Here is a 25,815-nt window from a genome sequence, read left to right on the forward strand (position 1 = left end):
CGATGGACCGGGTCGAGGCCCAGGAGGAGCGGCGGCGCCGGATGCGCGAGACCGTCATCGCCCGCGGTTTCGTGCGCACCGCGGATCTCGCGGAGGAGTTCGGCATCAGTCTGATGACCGCGCACCGGGACCTGGACGCCCTCCAGGCGCAGGGCTGGCTGCGCAAGGTCCGCGGCGGCGCGACCGGACTGCCCTCGGCTCAGTTCCACGGCAGCGTCGCGGAGCGGATGGCGACCATGGCACAGACCAAGCAGCAGCTGGCGCGGGCCGCCGCGACGCTGCTGGTCCCCGGCCAGTCGGTGCTGCTCGACGACAGCACGACCTGTCTGCTGCTGGCGCACCAGGCCGCGGAGCACTCCCCGCTGACCGTGCTCACCAACTCGCTGCCGGCCATCACCACCCTGGCCAAGGAGCCCGGCATCTCCCTGATCACCCTGGGCGGCGCCTACTTCCCCGCGTACGACGCCTTCATGGGGCCGCACACCGCCGACGCGGTGCGGGCGTTCCGCGCCGATGTCCTCTTCATGTCGACCACCGCCGTGACCAACGGCCGCTGCTACCACACGTCACCGGAGACCGTGCAGGTCAAGCGCGCCATGATGGAGAGCGCCGGGCGGCGCATCCTGGTCGCGGACCACACCAAGTTCGCCAAGGGCGGCCTGTACGCGCTGGCGCCGCTGACCGACTTCGACCTGCTGATCGTCGACGACGGCCTGCCGGCGGAACACCTGCGCCGGATACGGGCGGCCGGTACCGAGGTGCTGGTGGTACCGGCCCGCCCGTAGGGCGCTGTGTGCCCGGCGGCGGTCAGACGAAGGCGCTCTCCCCCGTGATGGCCCTGCCGACGATGAGGGTGTTCATCTCGCGGGTGCCCTCGAAGGAGTAGCTGGCCTCGGCGTCGGCGAAGAAGCGGGCGACGTCGTAGTCGAGGAGGATGCCGTTGCGGTTGCCGTTGCCGTTGCCGCCGAACATCTCCCGGCTCCAGGCCACCACTTCACGCATCCGGGCGTGACGAACGCGTTGGCCGGCGAGGAGTGACCAGGAGGTCCTGCACCATCCGGAAGCGGGCGATCGGGCGGCCTTCGGCAACCGCCACGAAGTAGCGCAGGTGCAGCATGTCCACGGAGCCACCGTATCCGTCAGTCCCCGGTGAGACCGAGCAGTGAGGGGTCCTCGGCCAGCTCGCGGAAGGCCGCCCGCGGGTCCTTGAGCAGCTTGCGCTCGGTGAGGTCCAGCAGCCCGCACACCGCGCTCACCTCGGCGGCCACCGTCCCGTCCGTCCTGCGTACGGTCTGCTCGATCCGGAAGGTCTTGCCCTCGCCCCACACGAAGGCGCAGCTCACCTCGACCTCGTCGCCGGCCCGCAGCTCCCGCCGGTAGCGGATGGTGGTCTCGACGGTCACCGGGCCGATCCGCCGGTCCACCATGGTGCTCTGCCGGATGCCGCTCGCCTGCAGCAGCGACCAGCGGGCGTGCTCGGCGTACTGGAGGTAGACGCTCTGGTTGAGATGGCCCTGGGTGTCCGTCTCGTAGCCGCGGACGGTGACGGCGACCGCGAACTCCTCCGCCGCTCCCTCCGAGGTGGCTCCTGCCGCTGCTGCCGCGTCTGTCACGTCGTTGTCTCCCGCTCCCCCATGAGCGCGGGTCGCACTCGGGCGCCCGCGCCTCTCCAGCCACTTGCTTCACATCGTAGGCCGGTGGCCACGGACCGGGCGGCGGCGGTGGCCGTCAGGGACTGCCCGTCTTCAGCCGCAGGTTCCACTTGGCCAGCGCCTCGCCCACCGGCTGGAAGATGGTGATGGTGCCGCCGCCGAAGTTTCCGCACGTCGCGGCGCCACCGCCGGAGTGCACGCCGATGGCCATCGGGGCGTTGGGCTGGGTGACGTACGAGCCGCCCGAATCGCCGGGCGCGGAGCAGGCGTTGGTGTACGAGAGTCCGTCGATGACGACGGTGCCGTAGTCCACGGTCTGGTCGGCCCGGGTGATCTCGCCGCAGTGCCAGCCGCTGGACTGGCCGGAGTGGCAGATGGACATGCCGGTCAGGCCCTCCTGCGAGCCGGTGACCGGCACCGGGGCACCGCCCTGACCGGCCACGGCCGGGCTGAGCGTCCAGCCCGGCTGGTCCACCGCGACCAGCCCGTAGTCGCCCTCGCGCCCGTTGACGCTGTGCACCCCGCCCTGGTTGGAGGTCCCCAGCCGGCTGCCGTCCTTGCCGTACGCGGCCTGGTCCGGGGTGCGGGTGCAGTGACCGGCCGTCAGGAAGCCCTGGAAGTTGCCCGGCCCGGTCACCGAGAAGCCGACGGAGCAGATGCCTTCGCTGCCGGGCATCCAGCGTTCGCCGCCGATGACCGTGCCGTCCTGCTGGCGCGGCGACTGGGCGCTGCGCTCCACGGTGACCGGGACCCCGGCCCGCCCGCCGAGGGCCCGCACGGTCTTCTCGAAGGCGTCGGTCCGCGCGGTGCGCCGGGTGCGGTCGATGCGGATCACCACCCCGTTGGCGCGCTCGTCCACCCCCCAGCCGGTGACGCCGGGCACGCCCTTGCCGACCCGGCCGTTGATCCGGCGCACCAGCGCGCTGAGCACCGCGCGGCTGTGCCGGACGGTCTTGGGCAGCGCGCCGAGGGCTCGGACCCGCTGGGCGTCGGCGGGCCCGGTGACCGCGACGACGAGCCTGCCGCTCGCCTTGTCGAACCACATCCCGGCGGGTGGGGCGGCCAGGGCCCGGCGTACCGCGGCCGCGGCCCGGTGCGCGTCGGCCTCCTGGGCGAGCCTGGTGCGCACCTGCTCGGCGGTGAGTCCGAGGTCCCGGCGCATCGCGTCGAGCATGCCGCGGGGCGAGGGCTGGGGCGTCGGCTCGTGCTGCGGCACGGCGCGCGCCGGGCTGAGCGGGCCGACGGCCGCCAAGGCGGCGGCGACGGTCAGGCCACACAGCGCGGCCTTGCGGTTGCGGCGTTCCATCGGGGGGCTCCTCGCGGTGTCGAGTGCACGTCGGTGCGGTCCGTCGAGCGTGCGCGACACCGGGGCGGGCGGCACGGGGAGGGATTCCCCGCATGATGGGAGCGTGACGCCCGATCCCGGATCCCAAGTCCCCGCCGCCCACGGCCCGGTAGCGTTCGGGCAGCTGCCGACGGCGCTGCGCAAAGTGACCTACTCGGGCGCCCGCCATCCGGGAGCGGCAACACCTGAATGCCCGTCACACGGGCCGGAGGGGGCGCCCGGTGACGCCGGTCCGGCCGCGGCGGGCGCCCTCGCCGACCTGGCCCGGGGTGCCAACTGCCAGCGCTACGCCTACGCCGTGCTGCGCCACTTCGGCCTGCCGGTCCCGCCGTTGCGCTCGGCGGAGCTGTGGGCGGACGAGCGGGCGACCGTGCGGGCCGGTGCGCCGCGGCCGCTGGACCTGGTGCTGTTCGACGCCGGTCCGGCCGCGGGCCGGCCCGAGGGCTACGGCGCCCACGTGGGCGTCCACCTGGGGCCCGACCAGGTGCTGCACCTGTGCCGGGAGGTCGGCCGGCCCGCCGTGTGGCGGTACGCGGACTTCGCGGCGCGGGCCCGCTACGCGCGGCGGCTGGGGTTCAAGCGGGTGCGGCAGGGCGCGGGCCGCTGAGCGGACCGGGCGCGAACCGCTGAGCCTGCTCGTGGCGAGCCGCGCGCGGGCCGGTGCGGCGGCCGGTCGCCGGTCCGCCGGCACCGGCCCGGGAGCCCGGGGCCGGGGGCTCAGAAGCCGCCGTCGCCGCCCCCGCCGAAGCCGCCTCCGTCGAAGCCTCCGCCGTCACCGAAGCCGCCGCCGAACCCGCCCCCGAAGTCATCGGGGTTGAAGTCGGAGCCGGAGAAGTCGCCGCCGTCGGCGCCCCCGGGGCCGCCGAAGTCCGCGCCGTAGGCGGGAGACGACATCATCATGTTGCCGAGCAGCGTGCCGACCAGGAGACCGGGCAGCAGACCGCCGCCGAAGTAGCCGCCGGCCCAGGGGCCGTAGGCCGGACCCGCGTCCCAGTACGGGCGGTCGCCACTCTCGGTGCGGACGGTGCGGGCCAGCGGCTCCCGGCCGTCGTCCAGCCGGCTCTTGTCCGCAGCACAGACCGGAACGGTCCGCGCCGCGCCGCCGGCCGGGGCCCACTGGACGTCGACGACGGACGGACCGTGCCGCGGGTCGAAGAAGCACGGCAGCCGGCGCTCGGGCAGCGGCCGGCCCTCGCGCCGCGCGGCCAGGGTGACCAGCGAGAACCGGCCGTCCTCCAGCGCCTTGGTCACCGCCTGCACGTCACCGGGGTGTTCGGCCGCCGCCATCGCCGACTTGGCCGACTCGTAGGCGTCCAGCGCATGGCTGTAGTCCGCGCGCATCGCGTCGTCCGCGCCGGGCTCACCGGGGTTGAAGTCGAGCCGGTCCAGTTCCTCGCCGAAGGCGGTGATGTCCTCGTCGACGACGACCCGCAGGTCCTCCAGCGCGGCCCGCTCCTCCTCGGCCCGCCGCTTGCGGTTGCGGCGGACCAGGGCGTACGCGCCCCCGCCGCCCACGACCAGCAGGACGCCCAGGCCGATCGCCGTGCCGGTGTCGACGCCGGAGTCGCCGGTGCTGCCCCAGGAGTCGGGGGCGTGGCCGTTCGCCGACCGGACCGCCGAGTCGACGAAGCTGTTCAGGCGCTCGTTGACCGTCGGGTACTGGGAGCGCTTGACCGAGCCGACGAGGTTCTGCACCGAGCTGCGCGGCATCACCCGGGGGTCGGCGCCGGCGTTGAAGCCGTCGCCGAGTTCGACCGCGTAGACGCCGCTGATGCCGACCTTGGTCCGCAGATCCCGCAGCAGCGTGCCGGGCCGGTACTCGGCGGCGCGCGGCAGCACGGCGACGAAGACCGGCTTGTCCGCGTCCTTGATCTTCTTGGCCAGGGCATCGGCCTGGGCGGCGGAGAGCTGGCCGGAGGCGCGCGGATCGACGTAGACCGGGCCCTTCTCCAGGGCGGCCGCCGCGTCGTCGAGGCCGCCCGCGGCCCGGGCGCCGGGCGCCAGCAGGGCGGCCACCGCCAGCAGCGCGGCGACCAACAGCACGACCGGTCCGATCAGCCCACGACGAGTTGCGGTGTTCATGGGTTCGACGCTACCCGAACGGCACTTTCCAGACATCACCGGTCCGGTGATCGTTCCCGCCCGGCCGCCGGGATTCTCTCCCGTCACCGAGGGCCTGTCGCGCCGGAAATGACCATCCAGGTGATCGCTCAGCGCGTCGTTTTTGGCGTCCCGAGTGCCGGGGATGTTCCGGCTCGTCCCTCCCCCGAGGAAACGAGGAGACGATGTCCAGGGCCGCTTCGATGGCCACCAATCTGGCCGTCGCCGTCGCCGCCACCGCCGTCGGCTGCACGGTGGTCGTCACTCTCACCCCCACGCATCCCGCCCCCGACCCGGTCAGGCCGGCGGCCCGCAGCGCCCTGGCCGCGGCGACCGGACACCCCGGCGCGGCGGCGCGGGCCGCGACCTCCGCGCTCGGCGCGGGTATGTCGGACCCCGACGCCGAGCTGCTCGCCACGCCCGTGACGGGCCGGATCGAGGTGACCGCGCCGCAGCCCGGGGTGAACTTCAAGTCGAACGGCAGCTCCGTCGTGGCCTGGACGAACACCACGGGCCAGCAGGTGGACATCTGGCTGAACGCGGACATGGGTCACGGCCGCACCCAGCGGATGGGACTGGTCGCGACCAAGGCGGGCGCCGGCCGCACCGGCGAGGCGATCGTGACGCTGCCCCGGGTGCCGCCGGGCCCGCACTACTTCCTGGAAGTGGTGGCCGGTGACGGCGCGGTCCGCGGCTTCAGCCGGACCTTCGCCGTCACCGAATGACCGGCGGCGCCCTCTAGGGCGCGTCCAGCCCGACCAGCCCGGCGAGCGCCTCCCGGTGCCGGCCCGGCGACCCGAGCGCGAGCTCATCGCTCTTGGCCCGCTTGAGGAAGAGGTGCGCCGGGTGTTCCCACGTCATCCCGATGCCGCCGTGCAGCTGGACGCACTCCTCGGCGGCACGCACCGCGACCGGCCCGCAGTACGCCTGGGCGACCGCCACCGCCACCGCGGCGTCGGGACTGCCGGTGGCCAGCGCGTCCGCGGCGTTGCGGGCGGCGGCGCGGGCCGAGGCGACCTCCAGCCACAGGGCGGCCATCCGGTGCTTGAGCGCCTGGAACGAACCGACGGGGCGGCCGAACTGGGTGCGCTCGGCGGTGTGCCGCACGGTCTCGGCCAGACACCACTCGGCGACGCCCAGCTGCTCGGAGGCGAGCAGCCCGGCGCCGGTGAGCAGGGCGCGGTCGACCGCCGCGCGGGCGCGGTCCCCGGCGGCCAGGAGGCGGCCCCGGGCGCCGTCGAGGGTGAGGTGCCCCAGGGGGCGGGTGAGGTCGAGCGGGGTGACGGTCCCGGTGCGGACGCCGTCCGCGGCGGCCTCGACCGCGTGCAGCTCCGGACCGTCCGGCCCCTGCGCCGGCACGAGCAGCAGCTCGGCGGCCGCGGCATCGGCGACCGAGGTCACCCGGCCGGTCAGCACGCCGGCCGCGTCGGCCCGTACGGCCGGCTCCGGCCGCCCGCCCGGTGCGGTCGGCAGCGGGACGGCGAGCACCGCGACGGTGCGGCCCTCGGCGAGCGCGGTGAGCGGTGCGGCGGCCTCCGGCCGGTCGTGATCGAGCGCGAGCAGCGCGGTCACCGCGATGACCGCGCTGGTCAGGTACGGGACGGGCGCGACCGAGCGGCCCAGTTCCTCCAGCACGACGGCGGCCTCACGGGTGCTCGCGCCCGCCCCGCCGAGCTTCTCCGGCACCAGCAGCCCCGCGGTGCCGATATCGGCGGCGAGCGCCCGCCACAGCCCGGTGTCATAGGGGACGTCCGACTCCAGGCCGGCGAGCACGGTGGCCGGGTCGCAGCGGTCGGCGAGCAGCGACCGGACGGCGGCGCGCAGCGCGTCCTCGTCCTCGGAGTAGAGGAGGTCGGGGTCGGGCGTGGGGGCGGCCGGGCGGGTCTCGGCGGTCATCGGGGGAGGTCCTTCCACGCGACGTCCTTGTCGGTGCGCGGCTCGGGCGGCAGACCCAGCACGCGTTCGGCGACGATGTTGAGCAGCACTTCGGAGGTGCCTCCTTCGATGGAGTTCCCCTTGGCGCGCAGATAGCGGTAGCCGGCCTCGCGTCCGGTGAAGTCGACGCCGTCGGGGCGGCGCATCGTCCAGTCGTCGTAGGTCAGTCCGTCCTCCGCGAGGAACTCCACCTCCCAGCCGCTGATCTCCTGGGCGAGGCGGGCGAAGGCCAGCTTCATGCCGCTGCCCTCGGGGCCGGGCTGGCCCTTGGTGAGCTGCTGGCGCAGCCGCTCGCCGGTGAGCCGGGCGACCTCGGCGTCCACCCACAGCTTCAGCAGCCGCTGGTGCAGGTCGTGGGTGCGCAGTGCGGGGCGGGCGCGCCAGTCGGCGGCGGCGACGCCAATCATCCCGCCCTCGCGGGGGATGCGGGCGCCGCCGATGGCGACCCGCTCGTTCATCAGCGTGGTCTGGGCGACCTTCCAGCCCTCGCCGACCGCGCCGAGGCGGTGGGCGTCGGGGATCCGGACTCCGGTGAGGAAGACCTCGTTGAACTCGGCCTCGCCGGTGATCTGCCGCAGCGGCCGCACCTCGACGCCGGGGTCGGTCATGTCGCAGACGAAGTAGCTGATGCCGCGGTGCTTGGGCACATCGGGGTCGGTGCGGGCGATCAGGATGGCCCAGCGGGCCAGGTGCGCGCTGGACGTCCAGACCTTCTGCCCGTCGACGACCCAGCCGCCCTCGTCGTCCCGTACCGCGCGGGTCGCCAGCGCCGCCAGGTCGGAGCCGGCGCCCGGCTCGCTGAAGAGCTGGCACCACACTTCCTCGCCGGTCCACAGGGGGCGCAGGAAGCGCTGCTGCTGCTCGTCGGTGCCGAACCGGAGGAGGGTGGGCGCGGCCATGCCGAGGCCGATGCCGATCCGGCCGGGGTCGTTGTCGGGGGCGCCGGCGGCGGCCAGTTCCGCGTCCACCACCGCCTGCAGGGACCGCGGCGCGTCCAGCCCGCCGAGACCGGCCGGGAAGTGGACCCAGGCGAGTCCGGCGTCGAAGCGGGCGCGGAGGAACTCCAGCCGGTCGGTGGTGGCGGGCGGGTGCGCGGCCAGCAGTTCGGCGGTGCGGCGGCGCAGGTCCTGGGCGTCGGTCATCGGGTGGCCTCCGCTCCGGGGACCACCACGAGCCGGCCGACGGAGGTGCCGTCGGCGACCCGCTGCACGGCCTCGGCGGCCTCCGCCAGCGGCACCCGTCCGCCGATCAGCGGCTTGATCACGCCCTGTGCGGCGAGCTTGGTCAGCTCCTCGTGGCAGGCGTCGACGGCGGCCGGGTCCTTGGTGTTGTACAGGCCCCAGTGGAGGCCCAGGATCGCGTAGTTCTTCACCAGGGCGTGGTTGAGCGCCGGGCTGGGGATGCTGCCGCCGGCGAAGCCGACGACGACGATGCGGCCCTCGAAGGCGATGCACTTGACGGACTTGGCGTACGCGTCGCCGCCCACGGGGTCGTAGACGACGTCCGCGCCGCGGCCGCCGGTGGCCTCCTTGACGGCGGCGACGAGGTCGTCGGAGCGCCGGTCCAGGACCAGGTCACAGCCGAGTTCGCGGGCGGTGCGGGCCTTGTCCGCGCCGCCCACGACGCCGATGACCTGCGCGCCGGCGGCCTTGCCGAGTTGGACGGCGGCGCTGCCGACGCCCCCGGCCGCGGCGTGCACCAGCAGCGTCTCGCCCGCCTGGAGACGGGCCCTGCGGTGCAGTCCGAACCAGCCGGTCTGGTAGCCGATGTGGAGTGCGGCGGCCTCGGCGTCGTCGAGGGCCTCGGGGGCGGGGCGGACCGTCGCCGCGTCGACGACCGCGAGCTCGGCGAAACCGCCGTCCGGCAGCGGCGGCTGGGCCAGCACCCGTGCGCCCACCTCGCCGGCCGCGCCGTCCCCCGCGGCGAGCACCTCACCGCAGATCTCCACGCCCGGGGTGAAGGGCAGCGGCGGCCGGACCTGGTAGTGGCCCCGGCACAGCAGCGCGTCGGGGAAGTTGACGTTGGCGGCCCGCACCCGCAGCAGCAGCTGCCCCGGCCCCGGCTGGGGGTCCGGCACCTCCTCCAGCCGCATCACTTCACGCGGCTCTCCGTTCGCGTGTACGCGCCATGCCTTCACCTGGTGCCTCCAGTGACCTTGGATACGCGGGTGGGGCGGAGGGCGCACCGGCCCTCGCCAGCGACATACTAAGCGGTCGGTATCCGGTACGGAACCGTCTCCGTCGAGTCTTGGCCACCTCGTCCGCCCCGGCCCCGCCCGCCCGCTCCCCCGACCCTGGTACTGACAGGGTCAGGCTGCCGCCCGCCCGATGGCGGAGACTGGCCGGCATGGACGCACCCGCCACGGACTCCCCCAACGCGCTGGGAGACTTTCTGCGCACCCGCCGCGCCCGGCTCCGGCCCGAGGACGTCGGAGTGGTCCCCTACGGGGCGCGGCGCCGGGTCCCGGGCCTGCGCCGCGAGGAGCTGGCGCAGCTCGCCGGGGTCAGCGTCGCGTACTACACCCGTCTCGAACAGGGCCAGAGCCACAACGCCTCGGAGGGGGTGCTGGACGCGCTGGCCCGCGCACTGCGGCTGACCGCGGACGAGCGCGCCCATCTGCGCGCACTGGCCCGGCCCGCCCGGGCCCGCCGCCGCCCGGCGGTACGCCACGACAAGGCCCGCCCCGGGGTACGGCAGTTGCTCGCCGCCGTGCCGGGCGTGCCGGCCGTCGCGCTCGGGCCGCGGTTCGAGATCCTCGCGTGGAACCGCCTGGGGCACGCCCTGCTCGCCGGGCACCTCGACGCCGACAGCCCCGACCGCCCGTTGGACCGTCCCAACGCGCAGCGGATGCTCTTCCTCGACCCGCACACCCGGGAGCTGTACCCGGACCGGGACGAGGAGGTCCGGCGCGCCGTCTCCGCCCTGCGGGTGGCCGCCGGCCAGCACCCCGACGATCCGCAACTCACCGAGCTGATCGGCGAGTTGTCGATGAAGTCCACCGAGTTCGCCGCCCTGTGGTCCCGGCACGTGGTGCGCAACTGCACCTTCGGCACCAAGAAGTTCCACCATCCGCTGGTGGGCGGACTGGAGCTGGATTTCGAGATGCTGCGGACGCCGGACGGCTCCGGGCAGGGCGTGCTGATGTACACCGCCGCGGAGGGCTCGCCGTCCGAGGCGGCGCTACGCCTGCTCGCCGCCGAGCGCGGACCAGAACTCCGGGTCCTCGAACCCGAGCGCCCATAGGCCGGTCCCCCGCACCCCGTACTTCCGCAGCAGCGGCAACTGGGCCCGCACGCCCCGGGCGTCCTGGTACCAGACCTCGTGCGGCACGCCGTCCTTCTCGTAGACGAAGTGCGGGGTGCCCGACACCTGGTCGAAGAGGTACTCGGCGCCCGCCCGCTCGCGCAGCGCCTCGGCCTCCTTCCAGGTCAGGTGGGCGGCGTGGCCCTTGACCCCGGTGACCCAGTCCCAGCCGTAGCCCGGGAAGGCCACCTCGATCTTGTGCCGGGGGATGGTGTCGGTGGCGTAGCGCAGGAACTCGTCGTACCAGTCCCGGGAGGACAGCGGGCCCGCCTCGCCGCCGGACCAGTGCAGGTCATAGCCCATGATCCGGACCCGGTCGGCGTACCGGCCGAGCTTCTCGTAGTCGAACGCCGTGCCGGACCCGCGGACCCGGGCGAGCACGGTGACCACGCACTGCTTGTCGCGGGCGTGCAGCCGGGCGCACAGCTGCTTGACGAGCGCGTTGTAGCCGGTGCGGACGCGCTCGCGGGCCTCCTTGTCCCCGGTGAGCGCCATCGCTTCGTAGTCCAGGTCGAGGCCGTCGTACGCGCGGCTCGCCACCAGGTCGAGCAGGGTGTCCACGTGCAGCCGCCGCCGCTCGGGGTCGTGCATCAGGGCGGCCATCTTCTCGGCGCCGAGCGTCTCGGTCACCGTCGGCACGACCTCGATCCCGGCGTCGTGCAGCCCGTTGATGATGCGGCGCCGGCCCGCCCCCTGGTGGCCGGTGACGACGTCGTCGGACGAGGTCTGGTACCAGAAGGGGCTGACGGTGTGCAGTTGGGAGGCGTGCCGCAGGGCGTCGCGGTAGGCGGCGTCGACGTCGCCCCAATAGGGCAGCCAGGCCGAGACGGTGCGCCCGCGGGCCCTGGGGGACGCGGCGGCCGCGGCGGCCGGGGCGAGCGGCCCGGCCAGCACCGCGAGGGCCAGCAGAAGCGCGAGGACGGCACGCTTCCGGGTTCCGGAGGGGTGATCCATGCCCCGAGCGTCACCCGGGGCGGTCACTGACGCATCGTCAAACCGGCCGAACGGGGCGGCCGTCGCGCACTCAGGGGACATCCGCCCCCGCGGACGGCTCCGCGGCCCCGGCCCGTCGGCGGCGGCGGCGCCGGGAGCGGAGCGCGGCCCCCAGACCGGCGGCCACCGCCGCCGCCACGAGTTGCGCGGGGAGCTGTGTGAGCAGACCGTGTGCGAGTTCGGACAGCAGGTGGTTGAGTTGGCGGGACATGGTGTGCTTTCTGACGGGCCGGAAGGGGACTGTCGGGCACCCCGGTCGCCAGGGGGCGCCGCGACAACGTGGGGACCACGGTGTCCCGGCTCCCCCCGGCCGATCCACTTGTCCGGGCCCGCGCGGGAACAAACCCGGACAAGCAAGCCGCGGGAGAGGACGGGCACGCGCGATGGGCGGGGGAAGAAGGACACGGCCCTGGGGGCCGCTGCGGGGCGCTTCGGAGCGGGACAACCAGCTGGCGGACACGCTGCGCCGCTGGCTCGACGCGGCCGGGCTGAAGGTCGACGACCTGCGGGCCTGTCTGCGGCCGGAGCACTTCGTCAGTCAGACCGTGCCGTCCCGCACCACCGTGTCGGACCGGCTGGCCGGTGTGAACCTGCAGTGGGACTTCGTGGAGGCGGTGGCGGACGCCTGCTCCGGCGACGCCCGGCAGTGCGCCCGGCTGCTCGCCGAGGCACGGACGCTTCTCGCCCGGCTGCCCGCGGCGGCCCCGCCCGGTGGCGCCGACCGCCCGCCGGCGGCCGCACCGGAGCCGGAGCGGCGCGAGTCCCCGGAACGGACCGCGGAGCTGGTGGCGGCGCAGCGGCAGGCACTGGCCCTCTCCGACAAGCTGTTACGGGCGATGGAACGCTCCGCCGAGCTGGAGCAGGCCCGTAACAGCGCCAACCACATGGTGCTGATCCTGCTGGCCATGGTCGACACGCTGCGGCGCGACATCGCGACGCTGACCGCCGAGCGGGAACGGGTGCGCGCCGCCCGGAAGGACCAGGAGCTGCTCCGCGTCCGGGAGCGCCTCCAGCGCAGCGAGACGCAGCGGTCCACGGCGGAATCGGAACTGACCCGGGCCCGCGCCGAGCGGGAGAAGGCCGACCGGCTGGCGGAGCGGGCCGCCGAGCAGGTACGGGCCCTGCGGGCGGAACTCGACGGCCTGCGCGGCCGGCCCGGGGAGCCGGCGCCGCCCGCCGCCCGGCCCGCCGGGCCGGCGGACGCGGGCGACGACATCGACCGCGCACTCTTCAAGGCCGCGCGGACCCTGGACGGCGAGGCCGACCATCTCCAGCGGCTCGCGGCCGGGCTGCCCGGCGGTGACGCCCCGGACATCCCCGCCACCTGGGACGACGGCCCGGACATCGTCCCGGACAACTCGGCCGGCAGCGGTCCGGCACCGGCGGGCCCGGTCGACTCCGGCGCGGACGCGGGAGACGCGTTGTCCGGGCGCGCGACCGGACAAGTGGCCCCGGGCCGCCCCGGGGCCGGCCAGGAGGTCACCGCCCCCGCGCCGGAACGGGTGCGGGCCGGCGACCGGGAGGACCTGCACAGCGCCTTCCGGTCCATCGGCCGGAACGGGTCCGCCGACGAAGTGCTGGCGCTGGTACGGGCGCTCGCGCCGGAGGACGCGCACCCGCTGCTGGCCGCGGTCGGCGGGGCCCGGCCCGCCAAGCCGTTCCGCGAGGTGCTGGACACCCTGCGGGCCGCCGGCCGCGACGCGGAGGTCCGTCAGATCCTCACCGCGGTGGGCCGGCACCGGGCGGCGCGGGAATTCCCGCTGGTCTTCTCGGCCCTGAAAGGGGGGCGGCACGACGCCGCACGGCCCTTCGCCCAGGAGCGCGACATCCAATGGGTGCTGGAGAGCCTGGTCCGGGAGCGTCCGGGCGAGGTGCAGGCCGTCTTCGACCGGCTCGTGCTCACCAGGAGGGACCACGAGGCGGACTGGCTGTGGCGTCTCGCCCGCCCCGTGGTGGCCCTGACGCCCCGGGGCGGCACCGCGCCGGCGCCCCCTGCCCCCGCGCCGGACACCACCGCCGCCGACTGGTTCGCGCCGCGCCGCCCGATCGGTGACCCGAGCCGGTCCCGGGAACCCGCACCGGTGGAGACCACCCTGACCACCCGGATCAAAATCAACATCCCGGGAACCCGCCCCGTTCCGCCCGTCGTCGTACGGAAGCCGGCGGACCGCCGCGACGCCGGCACCGGGTGAGCGACGAGTGCGGCACGGTACGGCAGTCTGTTGCGCCGTACCCTCCGGATCAAGGATGAGGAGCGAGTCCCATGCGCATCGTGGTCAGTGAATTCATGAGCCTGGACGGCGTCGTGCAGGCCCCGGGCGGGCCCGAGGAGGACACCGACGGCGGCTTCGCCCACGGCGGCTGGTCGCACCGGTTCTTCGACCCGGAGGTGATGGGTCCGGCCATCGGTGAGGCGATGAGCAAGGCCGAGGCGCTGCTCTTCGGACGCCGCACCTGGCAGACGATGGCCGCGGCGTGGCCCGATCGGGCCGGCGACCCGTTCGCCGACCAGATGAACGCCATCCCGAAGTACGTGGTGTCCGACACCCTCGGCGATGACGAGCTGACCTGGAACAACACCACCCGCATCGCGGGCAGCGCGGTCCTTGGCAGACTCCGGGAGCTGCGCGCGACGGAGGGTGGTGACCTGTCGGTCCTGGGGAGCCCCACCCTCGTGCGGAGCCTGCTGCGCGAGGGCCTGGTCGACGAGCTGATGCTCATGATCATGCCGGTGGTCCTCGGCGGCGGGAAGAGGATCTTCCCCGAGGACGGCGTGCTGCACACCCTGGAGCTGGTCTCCGCGGTCACCGGCAGCACGGGCGTGCAGGTGTGCACCTACCGGCCGGCCGCCGAGGGGTGACCGGGGCGGGGGCGGCCCGGAACGCCACCGCGTCGCGTCATACCGCCGGCGCGTTCTGCCGCCGCCCCTCGCCGGGCACCCCGGGCCCGGTGGCCTCGATCCGGCCCGCCGCGATGCCCTCCGCGAGGGACAGCCGGCCGTCCGCGACGGCCGCGCAGGTCGCGGTGTCCAGGCGCAGCCGGACGTCGGGGTGCGCGGCGGGGCCCTCCGCGTAGCCGGGGTCCGCGCCGTCGAGGCGGAGGTGGAACTCCCCCTCGTCCAGCGCGATGTCGACCACCGCGACGCCTTCCGGGAAGTGTCCGGCGAGCCGTGCGAGGAGCGGCACCGCGAACCAGTGGGCGCGCACCGCGTCGGTCGGCCGCTTCTCGTCCAGCGCGGGGGCACCCCAGTCGGCGAGCGCGGCGAGGGCGGGCAGCAGGGCGCGGCCGCGGGCGGTGAGTTCGTAGACGTACGCGGCTCCGGGCGGGGCGAGCCGGCGGCGGGTGACCAGCTCGTCCCGTTCCATGTCCTTCAGGCGGGAGGCGAGCATGTCGGTGCTGACGCCCGGCAGGTCGGCGTGCAGATCGGTGTAGCGCCGGGAGCCGCCCAGCAGTTCCCGGACGATCAGGAGCGTCCAGCGGTCGCCGACGGCGTCCAGGGCTCGGGCGACGGCGCAGTACTGGTCATAACTTCGGCGCGGCATGACACCAGCATAGACAGAAGTTGGACTTTCCAAGTGGCCACTTGGTAAAACCAAGTAGGGTGTTGACGACGTGCTGCCGCGCCGCGCGGTGAGCGAGGGACCGGGAGGCCGCCGCATGCAGTTCAAGCAGTCCAGCAAGATGGCCGACGTCTGCTACGAGATCCGCGGGCCGGTGATCGAGCACGCGGACGCGCTGGAGGAGGCCGGCCACAGCGTGCTGCGGCTGAACACCGGCAATCCGGCGCTGTTCGGCTTCGAGTGCCCCGAGGAGATCCTCCAGGACGTGATGCGCAACCTCTCCCGCGCGCACGGCTACACGGAGTCCCGCGGCATCCTCTCGGCCCGGCGCGCGGTGGCCCAGCACTACCAGCAGAACGGGCTGCCGGACGTCGACGTCGACGACATCTATCTCGGCAACGGCGTCTCGGAACTCGTCTCGATGGCGGTGCAGGCGCTCCTCGACGACGGCGACGAGGTGCTGATCCCGGCCCCCGACTTCCCCCTGTGGACCGCGGTCACCACGCTGGCCGGCGGCAAGGCCGTGCACTACCTGTGCGACGAGTCCGCCGACTGGCTGCCGGACCTCGACGACCTCGCCTCGAAGATCACCGACCGGACCCGGGCGATGGTCATCATCAACCCCAACAACCCCACCGGCGCCGTCTACCCCCGCGAGCTGCTGGAGGGCATGCTCGACCTCGCCCGGCGCCACCAGCTGATGGTCTTCGCCGACGAGATCTACGACCGGATCCTCTACGACGACGAGGTCCACCACCACGCCGCGGTGGTCGCCCCCGACCTGGTGTGCCTGACCTTCAGCGGACTGTCCAAGTCCTACCGCGTGGCCGGCTTCCGCTCCGGCTGGCTGGTGGTCTCCGGCCCCAAGCAGCACGCCGCCGACTACCTGGAGGGCCTGGGCACCCTCGCCTCCATGCGGCTGTGCCCGAACGCGCCCGCGCAGTACGCCATCCAGGCGGCGCTCGGCGGCCGGCAGTCCATCAAGGACCTGGTGCTGCCCGGCGGCCGGCTGCGCGAACAGCGGGACGTGGCCTGGGAGCGGCTCAACGAGATCCCGGGCGTCTCCTGCGTCAAGCCCAGGGGCGCGCTCTACGCCTTCCCGCGCCTCGACCCCGCCGTACACAAGATCCACGACGACGAGAAGTTCGTGCTGGACCTGCTCCTGCGGGAGAAGATCCAGGTCGTCCAGGGCACCGGCTTCAACTGGCCGCGCCCCGACCACTTCCGCGTGCTCACCCTGCCGCACGCCGACGACCTCGACGCGGCGATCAGCCGGATCGGCCGCTTCCTGGCGGGCTACCGCCAGTAGGGCCCGCCGTCCCGCTCCCGGACCCGCCCCCGCACCCCTCTCCGGCTCACCCCAACGGCGGTACGCCGTTCCCGCCCCCGTCCGCCGCCCGCCGGCCAGGTCAGGGGGCGCGCGAGCGGGCAGGAAGGCCGTCCTGGCGGCAGGAGGGCGCCGCGGTACCGTGGAGGAGTCCCTCACTCCGGACCGGCCGGTCTCCCCGCGTCGGCCCGCCCGGCGCCCTCGGTCCGGCCGACGCGCCCTTGAGCGCACGGCGCGCAGCCGATTAGGTGGAGGGCGGCAATCCTGCCGCGACCCCACGAGGGAGAGGGATTCCATGCCCGTACGGCCTGCAGTCACGGAAGCGGAACTCGAAGCGCATCTGCACGGCATATGCTTCAAGACGGGCCCGCCACGCCGTATCGGCGTCGAGATCGAATTCCTGGTCCACGACGCGCGCAACCCCCGATGTCCGGTCGAACCCGACCGGCTGCACGAAGCCGCCGACGCGCTGCGCGCACTGCCCCTCCGCTCCCTGCTGACCTTCGAACCCGGCGGTCAGCTGGAACTGAGTTCGCAGCCCGCCGCCTCCCTGACCGAGTGCATCGAGTCCGTGACGGCCGACCTCGCACTGGTACGCCCCGCCATGCTGGCGCGGGGCCTGGGGATGGCCGGCCACGGTCACAACCCGTGGCACCCACCACGCCGGGTACTGACCGACCCCCGCTACAACGCCATGGAGGCGTACTTCGACCGCTGGGGCTCCGCCGGGCGGTCCATGATGTGCGCCACCGCGTCCGTGCAGGTGTGCGTGGACGCCGGGTACGACGAGCCGGGACCGCTCGGGCACGGCCGGCGCTGGCTGCTGGCCCACCTGCTGGGCGCGGTGCTGGCCGCGGCCTTCGCCAATTCGCCGACCAGCGAGGGCTGCCCCACCGGCTACCGCACCACCCGCCAGCTCATCTGGTCCCAGCTCGACCCGGACCGTACGCTCGCGCCGCCGCTGGGACCGGACCCGCGCACCGCGTGGGCCCGCTACGTCCTGGACGCCCCCGTGATGTGCATCCGCACCGACGACGGGCCCTGGGACGCGCCGGAGGGGCTCACCTTCCGGGACTGGGTCCGTACCGGCGTGCCCCGGCCCCCCACCCAGGAGGACCTCGACTACCACCTCACCACGCTCTTCCCGCCCGTACGGCCGCGCGGCCATCTGGAGCTGCGCATGATCGACGCCCAGTCCGGCGACGCCGGGTGGGTGGTGCCGCTGGCCGTGACCGCCGCGCTGTTCGACGACCCGGAGGCCGCCGAGCGCGCCTACCGCACGGTCAAGGCGCTGGCCGAGACGGCGGGTCCGCGGCCGGCGCCGCGCAATCCGCTGTGGCGGCGGGCCGCCCGCGGGGGGCTGACCGATCCGGAGCTGCACGCCGCGGCGGTGGCGTGTTTCGCCGCGGCCGAGGAGGCGCTGCCGCGGCTCGGCGCCTCCCCGGAGGTGCGTGCGGCGGTCGCGGGGTTCACCGAGCGCTATGTGGCGCGCGGCCGCTGTCCCGCGGACGACCACCTCGATGCCCTGTACACCGCGGAGAGCGACGACCTCATTCCTGGGAAGGACAGCCAGTGACCATCGATCCCGAGCTCCTCCGTGAGCGGGCGGCCTCGGCACTGCTCGCCGCCCGCGACCGCACCCACCTGCTGACCACCTGCGTCGAGCACCCCGATCTCGTCGCCCAGCACTCCCCGCTGATGTCCCCGCTGGTGTGGGACCTGGCGCACATAGGCAACCAGGAGGAGCAGTGGCTGCTGCGCACCGTCGGCGGCCGTGAGGCGCTGCGGCCGGACATCGACTCCGTCTACGACGCCTTCGAGCATCCGCGCGCCGCACGCCCCTCGCTGCCGCTGCTGGCGCCGGACGAGGCGCACGGCTATGTCGCCGAGGTCCGCGGCCGGGTGCTGGACATCCTCGAACGCGCCCCGCTGCACGGCGGTCCGCTGCTGGACTCCGGCTTCGCCTTCGGCATGATCGCCCAGCACGAGCAGCAGCACGACGAGACCATGCTCATCACGCACCAGCTGCGCCGCGGGCCCGCCGTGCTCACCGCGCCCGAGCCGCCGCCCCTCTCCGACGAAATCATCCCGGCCGAGGTGCTCGTCCCCGGCGGGCCGTTCCTCATGGGGACGTCCACCGAGCCCTGGGCACTGGACAACGAACGGCCCGCGCACCGCCGCCTGGTACCCGCCTTCCTGATCGACACCACACCGGTCAGCAACGGCGCCTACCAGCGGTTCATCGAGGCCGGCGGCTACGACGACCCGCGCTGGTGGGAGCCGGCGGGCTGGGCGCAGGTGCAGGAGCACAAGCTGCGGGCCCCGCTGTTCTGGAAGCGGGACGGCGGCCAGTGGCTGCGCCGGCGGTTCGGCGTGACCGAGCCGGTGCCGCCGGACGAGCCGGTGCTGCACGTCAGCTGGTACGAGGCGGACGCCTACGCCCGCTGGGCGGGCCGGCGGCTGCCCACCGAGGCCGAGTGGGAGAAGGCCGCCCGCCACGACCCGGCGACCGGCCGGGCCATGCGCTATCCCTGGGGTGACGAGGACCCCACTCCGGCGCACGCCAACCTCGGCCAGCGGCATCTGCGGCCGGCCGCGATCGGCAGCTACCCCGACGGCCAGTCGCCGCTCGGCGTACGCCAGTTGATCGGCGACGTGTGGGAGTGGACGGCGAGCGACTTCCTGCCCTACCCGGGCTTCGCCGCGTTCCCCTACCGGGAGTACTCGGAAGTGTTCTTCGGCGACGGGCACAAGGTGCTGCGCGGCGGGTCGTTCGCGGTCGACCCGGTCGCCTGCCGGGGCACCTTCCGCAACTGGGACCTGCCGGTCCGGCGGCAGATCTTCTCCGGGTTCCGCACCGCCAGGGACGCCGACCCGATGGCGGAAGCATGAGGCCCGCGACCCGGGAGGCGAGCAGCTGATGTGCCGTCATATCGCTTATCTGGGGCCGGAGATACCCTTCGGCCAGATCGTGCTGGATCCCCCGCACAGCCTGTACCGGCAGTCGTGGGCGCCGCGGCGCCAGCGGTACGGCACGGTCAACGCGGACGGGTTCGGCGTCGGCTGGTACGCACCGGGCGACCCGGTGCCCGCCCGCTACCGGCGGGCCGGCCCGATCTGGGCCGACGAGCAACTTCCGGACCTGGCACGGGTGGTGCGCACCGGCGCGCTGCTGGCCGCCGTACGGGACGCCACCGTGGCCGGGGCCGATGCCGAGGCGGCCGCCGCGCCGTTCGCCGCCGGGCGCTACCTCTTCAGCCACAACGGCGCGGTGACCGGCTGGCCGGACTCCCTGGCGCCGCTGGCCGCCGAGCTGCCACCGGCGGAGCTGCTGCGGCTCCAGGCGCGCTGCGACGCGGCGTTCGTGTGGGCGCTGGTCCGGCACCGGCTGACGCGCGGCGACGAGCCCGGCGAGGCGCTGGCCGAAACGGTCACCTCCGTCGCCGCGGCCGCCCCCGGCTCCCGGCTCAACCTGCTACTGACCGACGGCACCTCCATCACCGCCACGACCTGGGGCGACACCCTGTTCCACCTGGCCGTTCCCGGCGGTGGCCGGGTTGTCGCCGCGGAGCCGTACGACGATTCCCCCCACTGGACCGAGGTCCCCGACCGCACCCTGCTGCGCGCCACCCGGACCGAAGTCCACCTCACCCCGCTCAAGGAGCCCGCCACGTGAGCCCCCTCAGCATCACCCGCACCCTCCCTGCCGACGCCACCGCGGCCGCGCTGCGCGCCGATGTTGCCCAGGGACTGTCCCGTACCCCCAAGCAGCTGCCGCCCAAGTGGTTCTACGACGCCCGCGGCAGCGAGCTGTTCGAAGAGATCACCAAACTTCCCGACTACTACCCGACCCGCGCCGAGCGGGAGATCCTGCTCACCCGCGCCGACCACATCGCCGCGGCCACCAACGCGCGCACGCTGATCGAGCTGGGCTCCGGGTCCTCCGACAAGACCCGCCACCTCATCGGCGCGCTGACCGGCCTGCAGACCTATGTGCCCGTCGACGTCAGCGAGTCCGCGCTGGCCGCGGCGGGCGAGGCACTGCTCGCCGAGCACCCCGGGCTCACCGTGCACGCCCTGGTCGCCGACTTCCAGCAGGGCCTCGCGCTGCCCGACACGCCCGGCCCGCGGCTGCTCGCCTTCCTCGGCGGCACCCTGGGGAACCTGCTGCCCGACGAGCGCGCCGCGTTCCTGCACGCCGTGCACGCCGCGCTCTCCCCGGGGGACGCCCTGCTGCTCGGCACCGACCTCGTCAAGGACGAGGCCACGCTGGTGGCGGCGTACGACGATCCGCAGGGAGTGACGGCCGCGTTCAACAAGAACGTGCTCCAGGTCATCAACCGTGAGCTGGGCGGCGACTTCGACCCCGCGGACTTCGACCACGTCGCGCTGTGGAACGCCGAGCACGAGTGGATCGAGATGCGGCTGCGGGCCCGCAAGGAGCTGACCGTCAAGATTCCCGGCGTGGATCTGGCGGCGACCTTCGCGGCCGGTGAGGACGTACGCACCGAGATCTCGGCGAAGTTCCGCGAGGACGGCGTACGCACCGAACTCGCCGCGGCCGGTATGGAGTTGACCAATTGGTGGACGGACAGCGCGGACCGCTTCGCGCTGTCGCTGTCGTTCCGCGCCTGACCGTTCCCGTCGTTTCCGGCCGGTGTGCCTCTCGGCACGCCGGCCGGGTGTCATGTCCGCGGCCGGTGTGGTTCCATGCCTCGACCGCAGCGGCGCACCGGCATGCCGGTGTGCCGCACGCAGACTCGACGGCAGGGGAAGCGGATGGGGCAGGGGCCGGGAACGGGGCTGGATCGACGGGGGTTCCTCAGAGGGGCGGCCGGGCTGTCGGCCGCCGGCGTGCTGGCGGGGCTGGGCAGCGGGGCCGTCACGGCGCAGGCCGCGGTCCGCCGGCGGGCGGCACCCGCCGCACTCTCCGTACAGGACTGGATGTCGGCGCTCCCGGACAGCACGCCCGTCCAGCGCCTCACGATCCCCGGCACCCATGACTCCGGCGCCCGGATCGGCGGCCCCTGGGTCGCCTGCCAGAACACCGCCGTCGACGCCCAACTCGCCTCCGGCATCCGCTTCCTGGACGTCCGCTGCCGGGCCGTCGACAATGTCTTCGCCATCCATCACGGCGCCTTCTACCAGCAGCTGATGTTCGGCGACGTGCTCAACGCCTGCCGGGCGTTCCTCCAGGCGCACCCCACGGAAACCGTGCTGATGCGGGTCAAGCAGGAGTACTCCGAGGTCAGCGCCGAGGAGTTCCGCCGGATCTTCACCCTTTACCTGGACGACAAGGGCTACCGTCCGCTCTTCCGGCTGGACGGCGGCCTGCCGGCCCTCGGCCAGGCACGCGGGAAGGTCGTCCTGCTGGCGGACTCCGACGGCCTGGGCGGCGTCCGCTACGGCGACCCGCAGCTGTTCGACATCCAGGACGACTACATGGCGGAGCCGTTCGGGAAGTGGCCCAAGGTCGAGGCCCAGTTCCGCAAGGCCGCCGGCCAGCCCGGCAAGCTGTTCGTCAACTACGTCAGCACCGCCGCGCTGCTCCCCCCGCGCTCCAACGCCGACCGCCTCAACCCCCAGGTCAAGGGGCTCCTGGAGGGCTCGGAGGGCAGCTCGTGGACGGGGCTGGGCATCGTGCCGATGGACTTCCCGAACGAGTTCGGGCTGGCGGAGACGCTGATCCGGCACAACGTGGCGGGGAGCCGGGTGCGGCTGACGCCGTGACCGGGCGCCGGGGCCGGCCGGGAATGTCACCCGACCGGCCCAGTGCCCGCCCGCCCGGTCCGCGCGGCTCGGCCCGCGGGCGTCCCGTACCGGCCTGCCGGGCATCGCGGCAGGCCACCACCACCCCGCCCTTCGGGCTTCGGGTGCGCTGATCCGCCCGGGTGACCCAACCAAGACGCGCCGCCCTGCATCAGACTGGGTGAAATGTCTGGTTCCGGCGCCGTCCCGGCGTACGAGGGGGCGCCGCCGGCTGATGCGGCGAGGCGGCTGTTGGTGGAGACGAGCGAACGCGGGACCGCGACGGCGGGGAACGCGGGCGGTGCGGCCGACGCCACCGGGGCGTGGGCGGGCGACTGCCCCGTCCCCGGCGCGCCGGCCTGCACCGGGCGCGGCCGGCCCGGCGTTCCGCTGCGGGCGACCCTGGCGCTCGGTGCGCTCACGGTCGTCATGGGCAGCACGGTGCTGGCGCTGGGCGCTCCGCCGCGCGAGCCGTACCTGGCCGCCGGGGACAGCGCCACCGGCTCGTACCTCACCACCCGCGCCGACGGCGACCAGGCCGCCGCCGCGGTGCTCGCCGGCCCGTACGAGGAGGTGGCGGGGCCGCCGGTGGCGGCGCGCCGCGGCGGCGGGCGGGCGGCCGCGGCGTCCCCGCCCTCCTCCCGGCCCCTGGTGGCCGCCGCGGCGGCCCCCTCGCCGGCCATCGGCGCGCTCTTCTCCCCCGGCGACGACGGCGATCCGGCCCACCACTGCACCGCGAGCGTGGTGCACTCCCCCGCGGGCGACCTCGTCGTCACGGCCGCGCACTGCGTGCACGACGGCGGCTTCCGCACCCGGCTGGTGTTCGTGCCCGGGCTGCACGACCGGATCGCGCCGTACGGCCTGTGGGTGCCCGCCCGCGTCCTCGTCGATCCGCGGTGGATCAGCGACCGGGACCCCGATCACGACGTGGCCTTCCTGCGCATGCGCAGAGCCGGCCGGGTCGGCGGCCGGATAGAGGACCTCACCGGCGCCGAACGGATCCGCTTCGACGCCCCGGCCGGGCGCCCCGCGCTGCTGACCGGCTACCCCGCCGACCAGGAGACCCCGGTCAGCTGCCGGCACACCGCGGACGCCGAAGGACCGGCCCAACTGCGCTTCGACTGCGCCGGGTTCCCCAACGGCACCAGCGGCGGGCCGATGCTCACCGACGTCGACCCGGGCACCGGCACCGGCACCCTGATCGGGGTGGTCGGCGGCCTCGACGAGGGCGGCGACGACCTCACCTCGTACAGCAGCCGTTTCGGCAAGGACATCGCCGCGCTCTACCGCCGTGCGACCGCGGAACCGGCCCCCACGCCGGCCGTCAGGCCCCGCGCGGAACCACGGTCTTGAGCACCGACGGCAGCGGGTACCAGTCCGCGGTGGCGAAACTGGCGTGCGCCGCCGCGAGTTGGCCGACCCGGGCCAGTGCCTGCGCCTCGGTCGGGCGGGTGCCGTCGATGACCGGCGGCACGTTGTGCGCGTCGGTCATGATGAGGAGGTAGTGGCGGGTGTCGTACCAGGCGGTGTCGATGGAGCCGTTCAGGTACGTCGCGGCATCACCGTCGAACACCACGAACCACGGGCGCAGCGCCGGGTCCGCATAGCGCTCACGCGGGTCGCCGGGGGCCGCCCCGTGCACCGCGGGAAACGCCGTCGACTGCGCCAGCTTCCCCTGCGCCGCCAGATTCTTCAGGTGCGTCGCGTACTCGACGTCCGTCCACAGCTTGTCGAAGGGATTGCTCTCCTCGACCGTGCCCGGTATGAGCTCGAAGAGGAACTTCCCCGCGAGGTCGGCGCGCGCGGGCCACCCGCCGGCCCGCACCGCCTCGTCGGGCGTGGCGTGCCCGGCCGTGAGGTCACCCGGTCCGTAGACCGCGTCACCCAGCTTCTGCCGCACCAGCGCGTCGAACTCGGCCGGACCGCGCCCGCCCTTGGCGTTGAAGCCGTCCTTCATCTCGACCTTGAGCAGGACGGGCCGGTGGCCGGGGTGCGCGTCGTGCCAGGCCCGCAGATCGGCGAGGCAGCCGGCGAAGTCCTCGTTGCGGTCCTTGGTCCGCAGCTCGGACGCCTTGGCGGCACCCTCGCAGTTGTTGTTGTTCCCGAGCGGGTTGCTGTGCGACACCCGCCAACTGCGGCCCAGCCCGTTGGACCAGAGGTCGAGTTCGAGCAGCGCGGCTCCGGAGTCCAGCGCGTCCGCGAAGTACGGGTACTTTTCCTTGTCGTAGGCGTTGTGGACGCCCACGGACGTGCTGGTGCCGTATGTCAGGGGGACCGGCTGGGCGCCCGCCGGGCCGCTCACGGCCATCACCGCCGCCGCCGCGGCGGCCACCGTCCCCACGCACCGCTTACCGTTCATGAGCCCCGCTTCCCTAGGTCCTCGGCCGCCCGGCAGTCACCCGAACGTGAAATCGACCGGTCGGTCATCCGGTCGATCGGGCAGCAGCGTACGGGACTTGTGGGCGGGCGGACGTCAGGCCGGGTGGCGAGTAGGCAAAGATCGGACAACGTAACCGACTTGAGGAGGACCCATGTCCGAGACGTCCACGCCCCCGCACACCAGTGGCCGGATTCTGCACACCGGCGACCGGATACCGCGCACCGGCCTGACGTTGGCGGCGGCCGTGCTCACCGGAACCGTCGCGCTCGTCATCGCCCTTGTCGCCTTGGGCAACATCACCGACTTCGGCACCAATCAGCAGTTCGTCCGCCACGTGCTGGCCATGGACACCACGTTCAAGGACCCGGACCTGATGTGGCGGGCCATCACCTCGCACACCCTGCAGGACGCCGCCTACCTTGCGATCATCGCCTGGGAGACGCTCGCCGCACTGCTGCTGCTCGCGGGCACCGCACTGTGGGCCGTCGGCCTGCGCAACGGCCGCCTCGCCCGGGCCCGGTTGCTGAGCACCCTCGGCCTGCTGATGATCGTCCTGCTCTTCGGCGCCGGCTTCCTCGCCATCGGCGGCGAGTGGTTCGCCATGTGGCAGTCCAAGACCTGGAACGGGCTGGAGGCGGCGACCCGCAATCTCACCCTCGCCGGGATCGCGCTGCTCGTCGTCCACCTCCCGGGCACGACCGCGCCCCGCCACGGCGAGCACGACGCCTGACGACACCCGGGCGGCCACGGACCACCGGAGCCAACGGGCTCAGAACTCTTCGAAGAACCCCTCGATCTCCTCGAAAACCATTCGCCAGAAAGGCGATTCATCGACCGTCGCGTCGTGGCGGCGCATGCGTGCACGCAGCGCTGCCACCGCGGCGCGTGCGACCGCCTCGTCGCCCGACACCAGCTCGCCCGCCCGCCCGGCTATCAGCCCGAGAAGGACGGCCAGGTCCGGCAGTGACCAGGCCGCGGCGCCCTTGAAGCCGGCACCGTGGTCCCAGCCGTTGGGGTCGTAGTGGTCGATGCCGCCGCTGCTCGCGTCGAGCATCAGCATCTGGTCGCCCCACGTGCCGACGCAGAAGCAGAAGTTCACCGGGGGCGAGTCGTCGTCCGGGTAGCGGTTGCCGTACAACTCGTCGGCGTCGAAAGGGTCCAGGGCCTCGCCGTCGTCCGCCCGCAGATGCGTGGTGTCGAAGCCGATGACGTCGAGCATCACCGCGGGAAATCCGACGGTGGTCAGGAACTCCCGCGTTTCGGCATGGGTCAGCTCCTCGGGCAGCTCGGACCCGGCCGGCCGCCACAGGGCGTCCGCCCCGAACCGGGCCGCCAGCCAGGCCGCGTCCGGCACCAGCGGTGCGTCGTCGGCCGGCGCCCCGCCGGTGCCGCTCGTTCCGGTCGTGCCCGGCAGCCCGGGCGTCGCCGTCTCCGCCATCGTTCCGCTCCCCCGCGTAGCGAGCGGCGTGCTC

Annotated in this window: 25 protein-coding genes and 1 pseudogene; 14 read left to right on the forward strand and 12 right to left on the reverse strand. The window is 74.1% G+C overall.

Features of this window, described 5'->3' with window-relative positions; translation table 11 throughout:
* Window positions 1-2: 2 nt before the first annotated feature.
* On the forward strand, window positions 3-785 hold the full coding sequence (locus SL103_RS23045; protein WP_069570859.1) for a DeoR/GlpR family DNA-binding transcription regulator: 783 nt from the start codon (window positions 3-5) through the stop codon (window positions 783-785).
* A gap of 22 nt (window positions 786-807) precedes the next feature.
* On the opposite strand, the pseudogene SL103_RS23050 reads toward SL103_RS23045, so the two are convergent.
* From SL103_RS23050 to SL103_RS23060, 3 genes and pseudogenes are all read right to left on the reverse strand, one after another.
* Window positions 808-1,037 (reverse strand): annotated as a pseudogene (locus SL103_RS23050) (acyl-CoA dehydrogenase family protein); the annotation flags it as partial.
* 102 nt (window positions 1,038-1,139) lie between these two features.
* The gene (locus SL103_RS23055) at window positions 1,140-1,613 is read right to left on the reverse strand and encodes an acyl-CoA thioesterase (protein WP_069570861.1); all 474 of its coding nucleotides are present in this window, start codon (window positions 1,611-1,613) and stop codon (window positions 1,140-1,142) included.
* 115 nt (window positions 1,614-1,728) lie between these two features.
* Complete coding sequence (locus tag SL103_RS23060; RefSeq protein ID WP_069570862.1) at window positions 1,729-2,958, reverse strand: S1 family peptidase; 1,230 nt, start codon at window positions 2,956-2,958, stop codon at window positions 1,729-1,731.
* A 103-nt stretch (window positions 2,959-3,061) separates the two neighbouring features.
* Between SL103_RS23060 and SL103_RS23065 the strand changes: the two genes are divergently transcribed.
* The gene (locus SL103_RS23065; RefSeq protein ID WP_069570863.1) at window positions 3,062-3,604 is read left to right on the forward strand and encodes a cell wall hydrolase; all 543 of its coding nucleotides are present in this window, start codon (window positions 3,062-3,064) and stop codon (window positions 3,602-3,604) included.
* A 110-nt stretch (window positions 3,605-3,714) separates the two neighbouring features.
* On the opposite strand, the gene SL103_RS23070 is transcribed toward SL103_RS23065, so the two are convergent.
* Entirely contained in the window at window positions 3,715-5,079 is a 1,365-nt protein-coding gene (locus SL103_RS23070; RefSeq protein WP_069570864.1) for a hypothetical protein, read from the reverse strand.
* A 203-nt stretch (window positions 5,080-5,282) separates the two neighbouring features.
* Between SL103_RS23070 and SL103_RS23075 the strand changes: the two genes are divergently transcribed.
* Complete coding sequence (locus SL103_RS23075; RefSeq protein WP_244304015.1) at window positions 5,283-5,822, forward strand: hypothetical protein; 540 nt, start codon at window positions 5,283-5,285, stop codon at window positions 5,820-5,822.
* 13 nt (window positions 5,823-5,835) lie between these two features.
* Here SL103_RS23075 and SL103_RS23080 read toward each other — a convergent pair whose 3' ends face one another.
* The 3 genes from SL103_RS23080 to SL103_RS23090 are packed head-to-tail and all read right to left on the reverse strand — an operon-like array spanning window position 5,836 to window position 9,124.
* Window positions 5,836-6,993 (reverse strand): acyl-CoA dehydrogenase family protein, encoded by a 1,158-nt coding sequence (locus tag SL103_RS23080; RefSeq protein ID WP_069570866.1) that lies wholly within the window; start codon window positions 6,991-6,993, stop codon window positions 5,836-5,838.
* Window positions 6,990-8,174, reverse strand: a complete 1,185-nt coding sequence (locus SL103_RS23085; RefSeq protein WP_069570867.1) for an acyl-CoA dehydrogenase family protein — start codon at window positions 8,172-8,174, stop codon at window positions 6,990-6,992. Before SL103_RS23085 ends, SL103_RS23080 begins: the two co-directional genes overlap by 4 nt.
* Entirely contained in the window at window positions 8,171-9,124 is a 954-nt protein-coding gene (locus SL103_RS23090) for an NADPH:quinone oxidoreductase family protein (RefSeq protein ID WP_234386191.1), read from the reverse strand. Before SL103_RS23090 ends, SL103_RS23085 begins: the two co-directional genes overlap by 4 nt.
* A 254-nt stretch (window positions 9,125-9,378) precedes the next feature.
* Between SL103_RS23090 and SL103_RS23095 the strand changes: the two genes are divergently transcribed.
* Entirely contained in the window at window positions 9,379-10,275 is an 897-nt protein-coding gene (locus tag SL103_RS23095; RefSeq protein WP_069570869.1) for a helix-turn-helix domain-containing protein, read from the forward strand.
* Here SL103_RS23095 and SL103_RS23100 read toward each other — a convergent pair.
* A complete protein-coding gene (locus SL103_RS23100; RefSeq protein WP_069570870.1) occupies window positions 10,213-11,289 on the reverse strand; it encodes a glycosyl hydrolase family 18 protein in 1,077 nt (358 codons plus the stop codon). The two genes, SL103_RS23095 and SL103_RS23100, sit on opposite strands and share 63 nt — an antisense overlap.
* Before the next feature lie 70 nt (window positions 11,290-11,359).
* Window positions 11,360-11,539, reverse strand: a complete 180-nt coding sequence (locus SL103_RS23105) for a hypothetical protein (protein ID WP_069570871.1) — start codon at window positions 11,537-11,539, stop codon at window positions 11,360-11,362.
* 172 nt (window positions 11,540-11,711) lie between these two features.
* On the opposite strand from SL103_RS23105, the gene SL103_RS23110 reads away from it, so the two are divergent.
* Both SL103_RS23110 and SL103_RS23115 read left to right on the forward strand, forming a co-directional pair.
* Window positions 11,712-13,520, forward strand: coding sequence for a hypothetical protein (locus tag SL103_RS23110; RefSeq protein ID WP_069570872.1), 1,809 nt, complete (start codon window positions 11,712-11,714; stop codon window positions 13,518-13,520).
* A gap of 71 nt (window positions 13,521-13,591) precedes the next feature.
* Entirely contained in the window at window positions 13,592-14,188 is a 597-nt protein-coding gene (locus SL103_RS23115) for a dihydrofolate reductase family protein (RefSeq protein ID WP_069570873.1), read from the forward strand.
* Window positions 14,189-14,225: 37 nt separating this feature from the next.
* Here SL103_RS23115 and SL103_RS23120 read toward each other — a convergent pair whose 3' ends face one another.
* A complete protein-coding gene (locus SL103_RS23120) occupies window positions 14,226-14,870 on the reverse strand; it encodes a winged helix-turn-helix transcriptional regulator (protein WP_069570874.1) in 645 nt (214 codons plus the stop codon).
* Window positions 14,871-14,985: 115 nt separating this feature from the next.
* Between SL103_RS23120 and SL103_RS23125 the strand changes: the two genes are divergently transcribed.
* From SL103_RS23125 to SL103_RS23155, 7 genes are all read left to right on the forward strand, one after another.
* The gene (locus tag SL103_RS23125) at window positions 14,986-16,197 is read left to right on the forward strand and encodes a pyridoxal phosphate-dependent aminotransferase (protein WP_069570875.1); all 1,212 of its coding nucleotides are present in this window, start codon (window positions 14,986-14,988) and stop codon (window positions 16,195-16,197) included.
* Window positions 16,198-16,510: 313 nt separating this feature from the next.
* Window positions 16,511-17,791: an ergothioneine biosynthesis glutamate--cysteine ligase EgtA gene (gene egtA, locus SL103_RS23130; RefSeq protein ID WP_069570876.1), complete on the forward strand. Its 1,281-nt coding sequence runs from the start codon at window positions 16,511-16,513 to the stop codon at window positions 17,789-17,791.
* Window positions 17,788-19,107, forward strand: a complete 1,320-nt coding sequence (gene egtB, locus SL103_RS23135; protein ID WP_069570877.1) for an ergothioneine biosynthesis protein EgtB — start codon at window positions 17,788-17,790, stop codon at window positions 19,105-19,107. Before egtA ends, egtB begins: the two co-directional genes overlap by 4 nt.
* A gap of 28 nt (window positions 19,108-19,135) precedes the next feature.
* Window positions 19,136-19,891: an ergothioneine biosynthesis protein EgtC gene (gene egtC, locus SL103_RS23140; protein ID WP_069570878.1), complete on the forward strand. Its 756-nt coding sequence runs from the start codon at window positions 19,136-19,138 to the stop codon at window positions 19,889-19,891.
* Entirely contained in the window at window positions 19,888-20,850 is a 963-nt protein-coding gene (gene egtD / locus SL103_RS23145) for an L-histidine N(alpha)-methyltransferase (RefSeq protein ID WP_069570879.1), read from the forward strand. Before egtC ends, egtD begins: the two co-directional genes overlap by 4 nt.
* A gap of 144 nt (window positions 20,851-20,994) precedes the next feature.
* Complete coding sequence (locus SL103_RS23150; RefSeq protein ID WP_069570880.1) at window positions 20,995-21,945, forward strand: phosphatidylinositol-specific phospholipase C; 951 nt, start codon at window positions 20,995-20,997, stop codon at window positions 21,943-21,945.
* Window positions 21,946-22,149: 204 nt separating this feature from the next.
* A complete protein-coding gene (locus tag SL103_RS23155) occupies window positions 22,150-23,316 on the forward strand; it encodes a trypsin-like serine peptidase (protein WP_347877857.1) in 1,167 nt (388 codons plus the stop codon).
* On the opposite strand, the gene SL103_RS23160 is transcribed toward SL103_RS23155, so the two are convergent.
* On the reverse strand, window positions 23,288-24,322 hold the full coding sequence (locus tag SL103_RS23160) for a phosphatidylinositol-specific phospholipase C domain-containing protein (protein WP_069570881.1): 1,035 nt from the start codon (window positions 24,320-24,322) through the stop codon (window positions 23,288-23,290). The two genes, SL103_RS23155 and SL103_RS23160, sit on opposite strands and share 29 nt — an antisense overlap.
* Before the next feature lie 172 nt (window positions 24,323-24,494).
* On the opposite strand from SL103_RS23160, the gene SL103_RS23165 reads away from it, so the two are divergent.
* On the forward strand, window positions 24,495-25,073 hold the full coding sequence (locus SL103_RS23165; protein ID WP_079145929.1) for a DUF2165 domain-containing protein: 579 nt from the start codon (window positions 24,495-24,497) through the stop codon (window positions 25,071-25,073).
* Between the two features lie 39 nt (window positions 25,074-25,112).
* On the opposite strand, the gene SL103_RS23170 is transcribed toward SL103_RS23165, so the two are convergent.
* Entirely contained in the window at window positions 25,113-25,781 is a 669-nt protein-coding gene (locus tag SL103_RS23170) for an SUKH-4 family immunity protein (protein WP_079145930.1), read from the reverse strand.
* Between the last annotated feature and the right edge of the window lie 34 nt (window positions 25,782-25,815).

It is taken from the genome of Streptomyces lydicus, from assembly GCF_001729485.1.
GTDB classification, from domain to species: domain Bacteria; phylum Actinomycetota; class Actinomycetes; order Streptomycetales; family Streptomycetaceae; genus Streptomyces; species Streptomyces lydicus_D.

Bases quoted from the DNA above. Each gene is read 5' to 3' on its own strand.
- SL103_RS23045 (WP_069570859.1), top strand. From the start codon at position 3: ATGGACCGGGTCGAGGCCCAGGAGGAGCGGCGGCGCCGGATGCGCGAG.
- SL103_RS23060 (WP_069570862.1), bottom strand. From the start codon at position 2,958: ATGGAACGCCGCAACCGCAAGGCCGCGCTGTGTGGCCTGACCGTCGCC.
- SL103_RS23070 (WP_069570864.1), bottom strand. From the start codon at position 5,079: ATGAACACCGCAACTCGTCGTGGGCTGATCGGACCGGTCGTGCTGTTG.
- SL103_RS23075 (WP_244304015.1), top strand. From the start codon at position 5,283: ATGTCCAGGGCCGCTTCGATGGCCACCAATCTGGCCGTCGCCGTCGCC.
- SL103_RS23080 (WP_069570866.1), bottom strand. From the start codon at position 6,993: ATGACCGCCGAGACCCGCCCGGCCGCCCCCACGCCCGACCCCGACCTC.
- SL103_RS23085 (WP_069570867.1), bottom strand. From the start codon at position 8,174: ATGACCGACGCCCAGGACCTGCGCCGCCGCACCGCCGAACTGCTGGCC.
- SL103_RS23090 (WP_234386191.1), bottom strand. From the start codon at position 9,124: ATGCGGCTGGAGGAGGTGCCGGACCCCCAGCCGGGGCCGGGGCAGCTG.
- SL103_RS23095 (WP_069570869.1), top strand. From the start codon at position 9,379: ATGGACGCACCCGCCACGGACTCCCCCAACGCGCTGGGAGACTTTCTG.
- SL103_RS23100 (WP_069570870.1), bottom strand. From the start codon at position 11,289: ATGGATCACCCCTCCGGAACCCGGAAGCGTGCCGTCCTCGCGCTTCTG.
- SL103_RS23105 (WP_069570871.1), bottom strand. From the start codon at position 11,539: ATGTCCCGCCAACTCAACCACCTGCTGTCCGAACTCGCACACGGTCTG.
- SL103_RS23110 (WP_069570872.1), top strand. From the start codon at position 11,712: ATGGGCGGGGGAAGAAGGACACGGCCCTGGGGGCCGCTGCGGGGCGCT.
- SL103_RS23115 (WP_069570873.1), top strand. From the start codon at position 13,592: ATGCGCATCGTGGTCAGTGAATTCATGAGCCTGGACGGCGTCGTGCAG.
- SL103_RS23120 (WP_069570874.1), bottom strand. From the start codon at position 14,870: ATGCCGCGCCGAAGTTATGACCAGTACTGCGCCGTCGCCCGAGCCCTG.
- SL103_RS23125 (WP_069570875.1), top strand. From the start codon at position 14,986: ATGCAGTTCAAGCAGTCCAGCAAGATGGCCGACGTCTGCTACGAGATC.
- egtA (WP_069570876.1), top strand. From the start codon at position 16,511: ATGCCCGTACGGCCTGCAGTCACGGAAGCGGAACTCGAAGCGCATCTG.
- egtC (WP_069570878.1), top strand. From the start codon at position 19,136: ATGTGCCGTCATATCGCTTATCTGGGGCCGGAGATACCCTTCGGCCAG.
- SL103_RS23150 (WP_069570880.1), top strand. From the start codon at position 20,995: ATGGGGCAGGGGCCGGGAACGGGGCTGGATCGACGGGGGTTCCTCAGA.
- SL103_RS23155 (WP_347877857.1), top strand. From the start codon at position 22,150: ATGTCTGGTTCCGGCGCCGTCCCGGCGTACGAGGGGGCGCCGCCGGCT.
- SL103_RS23160 (WP_069570881.1), bottom strand. From the start codon at position 24,322: ATGAACGGTAAGCGGTGCGTGGGGACGGTGGCCGCCGCGGCGGCGGCG.
- SL103_RS23165 (WP_079145929.1), top strand. From the start codon at position 24,495: ATGTCCGAGACGTCCACGCCCCCGCACACCAGTGGCCGGATTCTGCAC.
- SL103_RS23170 (WP_079145930.1), bottom strand. From the start codon at position 25,781: ATGGCGGAGACGGCGACGCCCGGGCTGCCGGGCACGACCGGAACGAGC.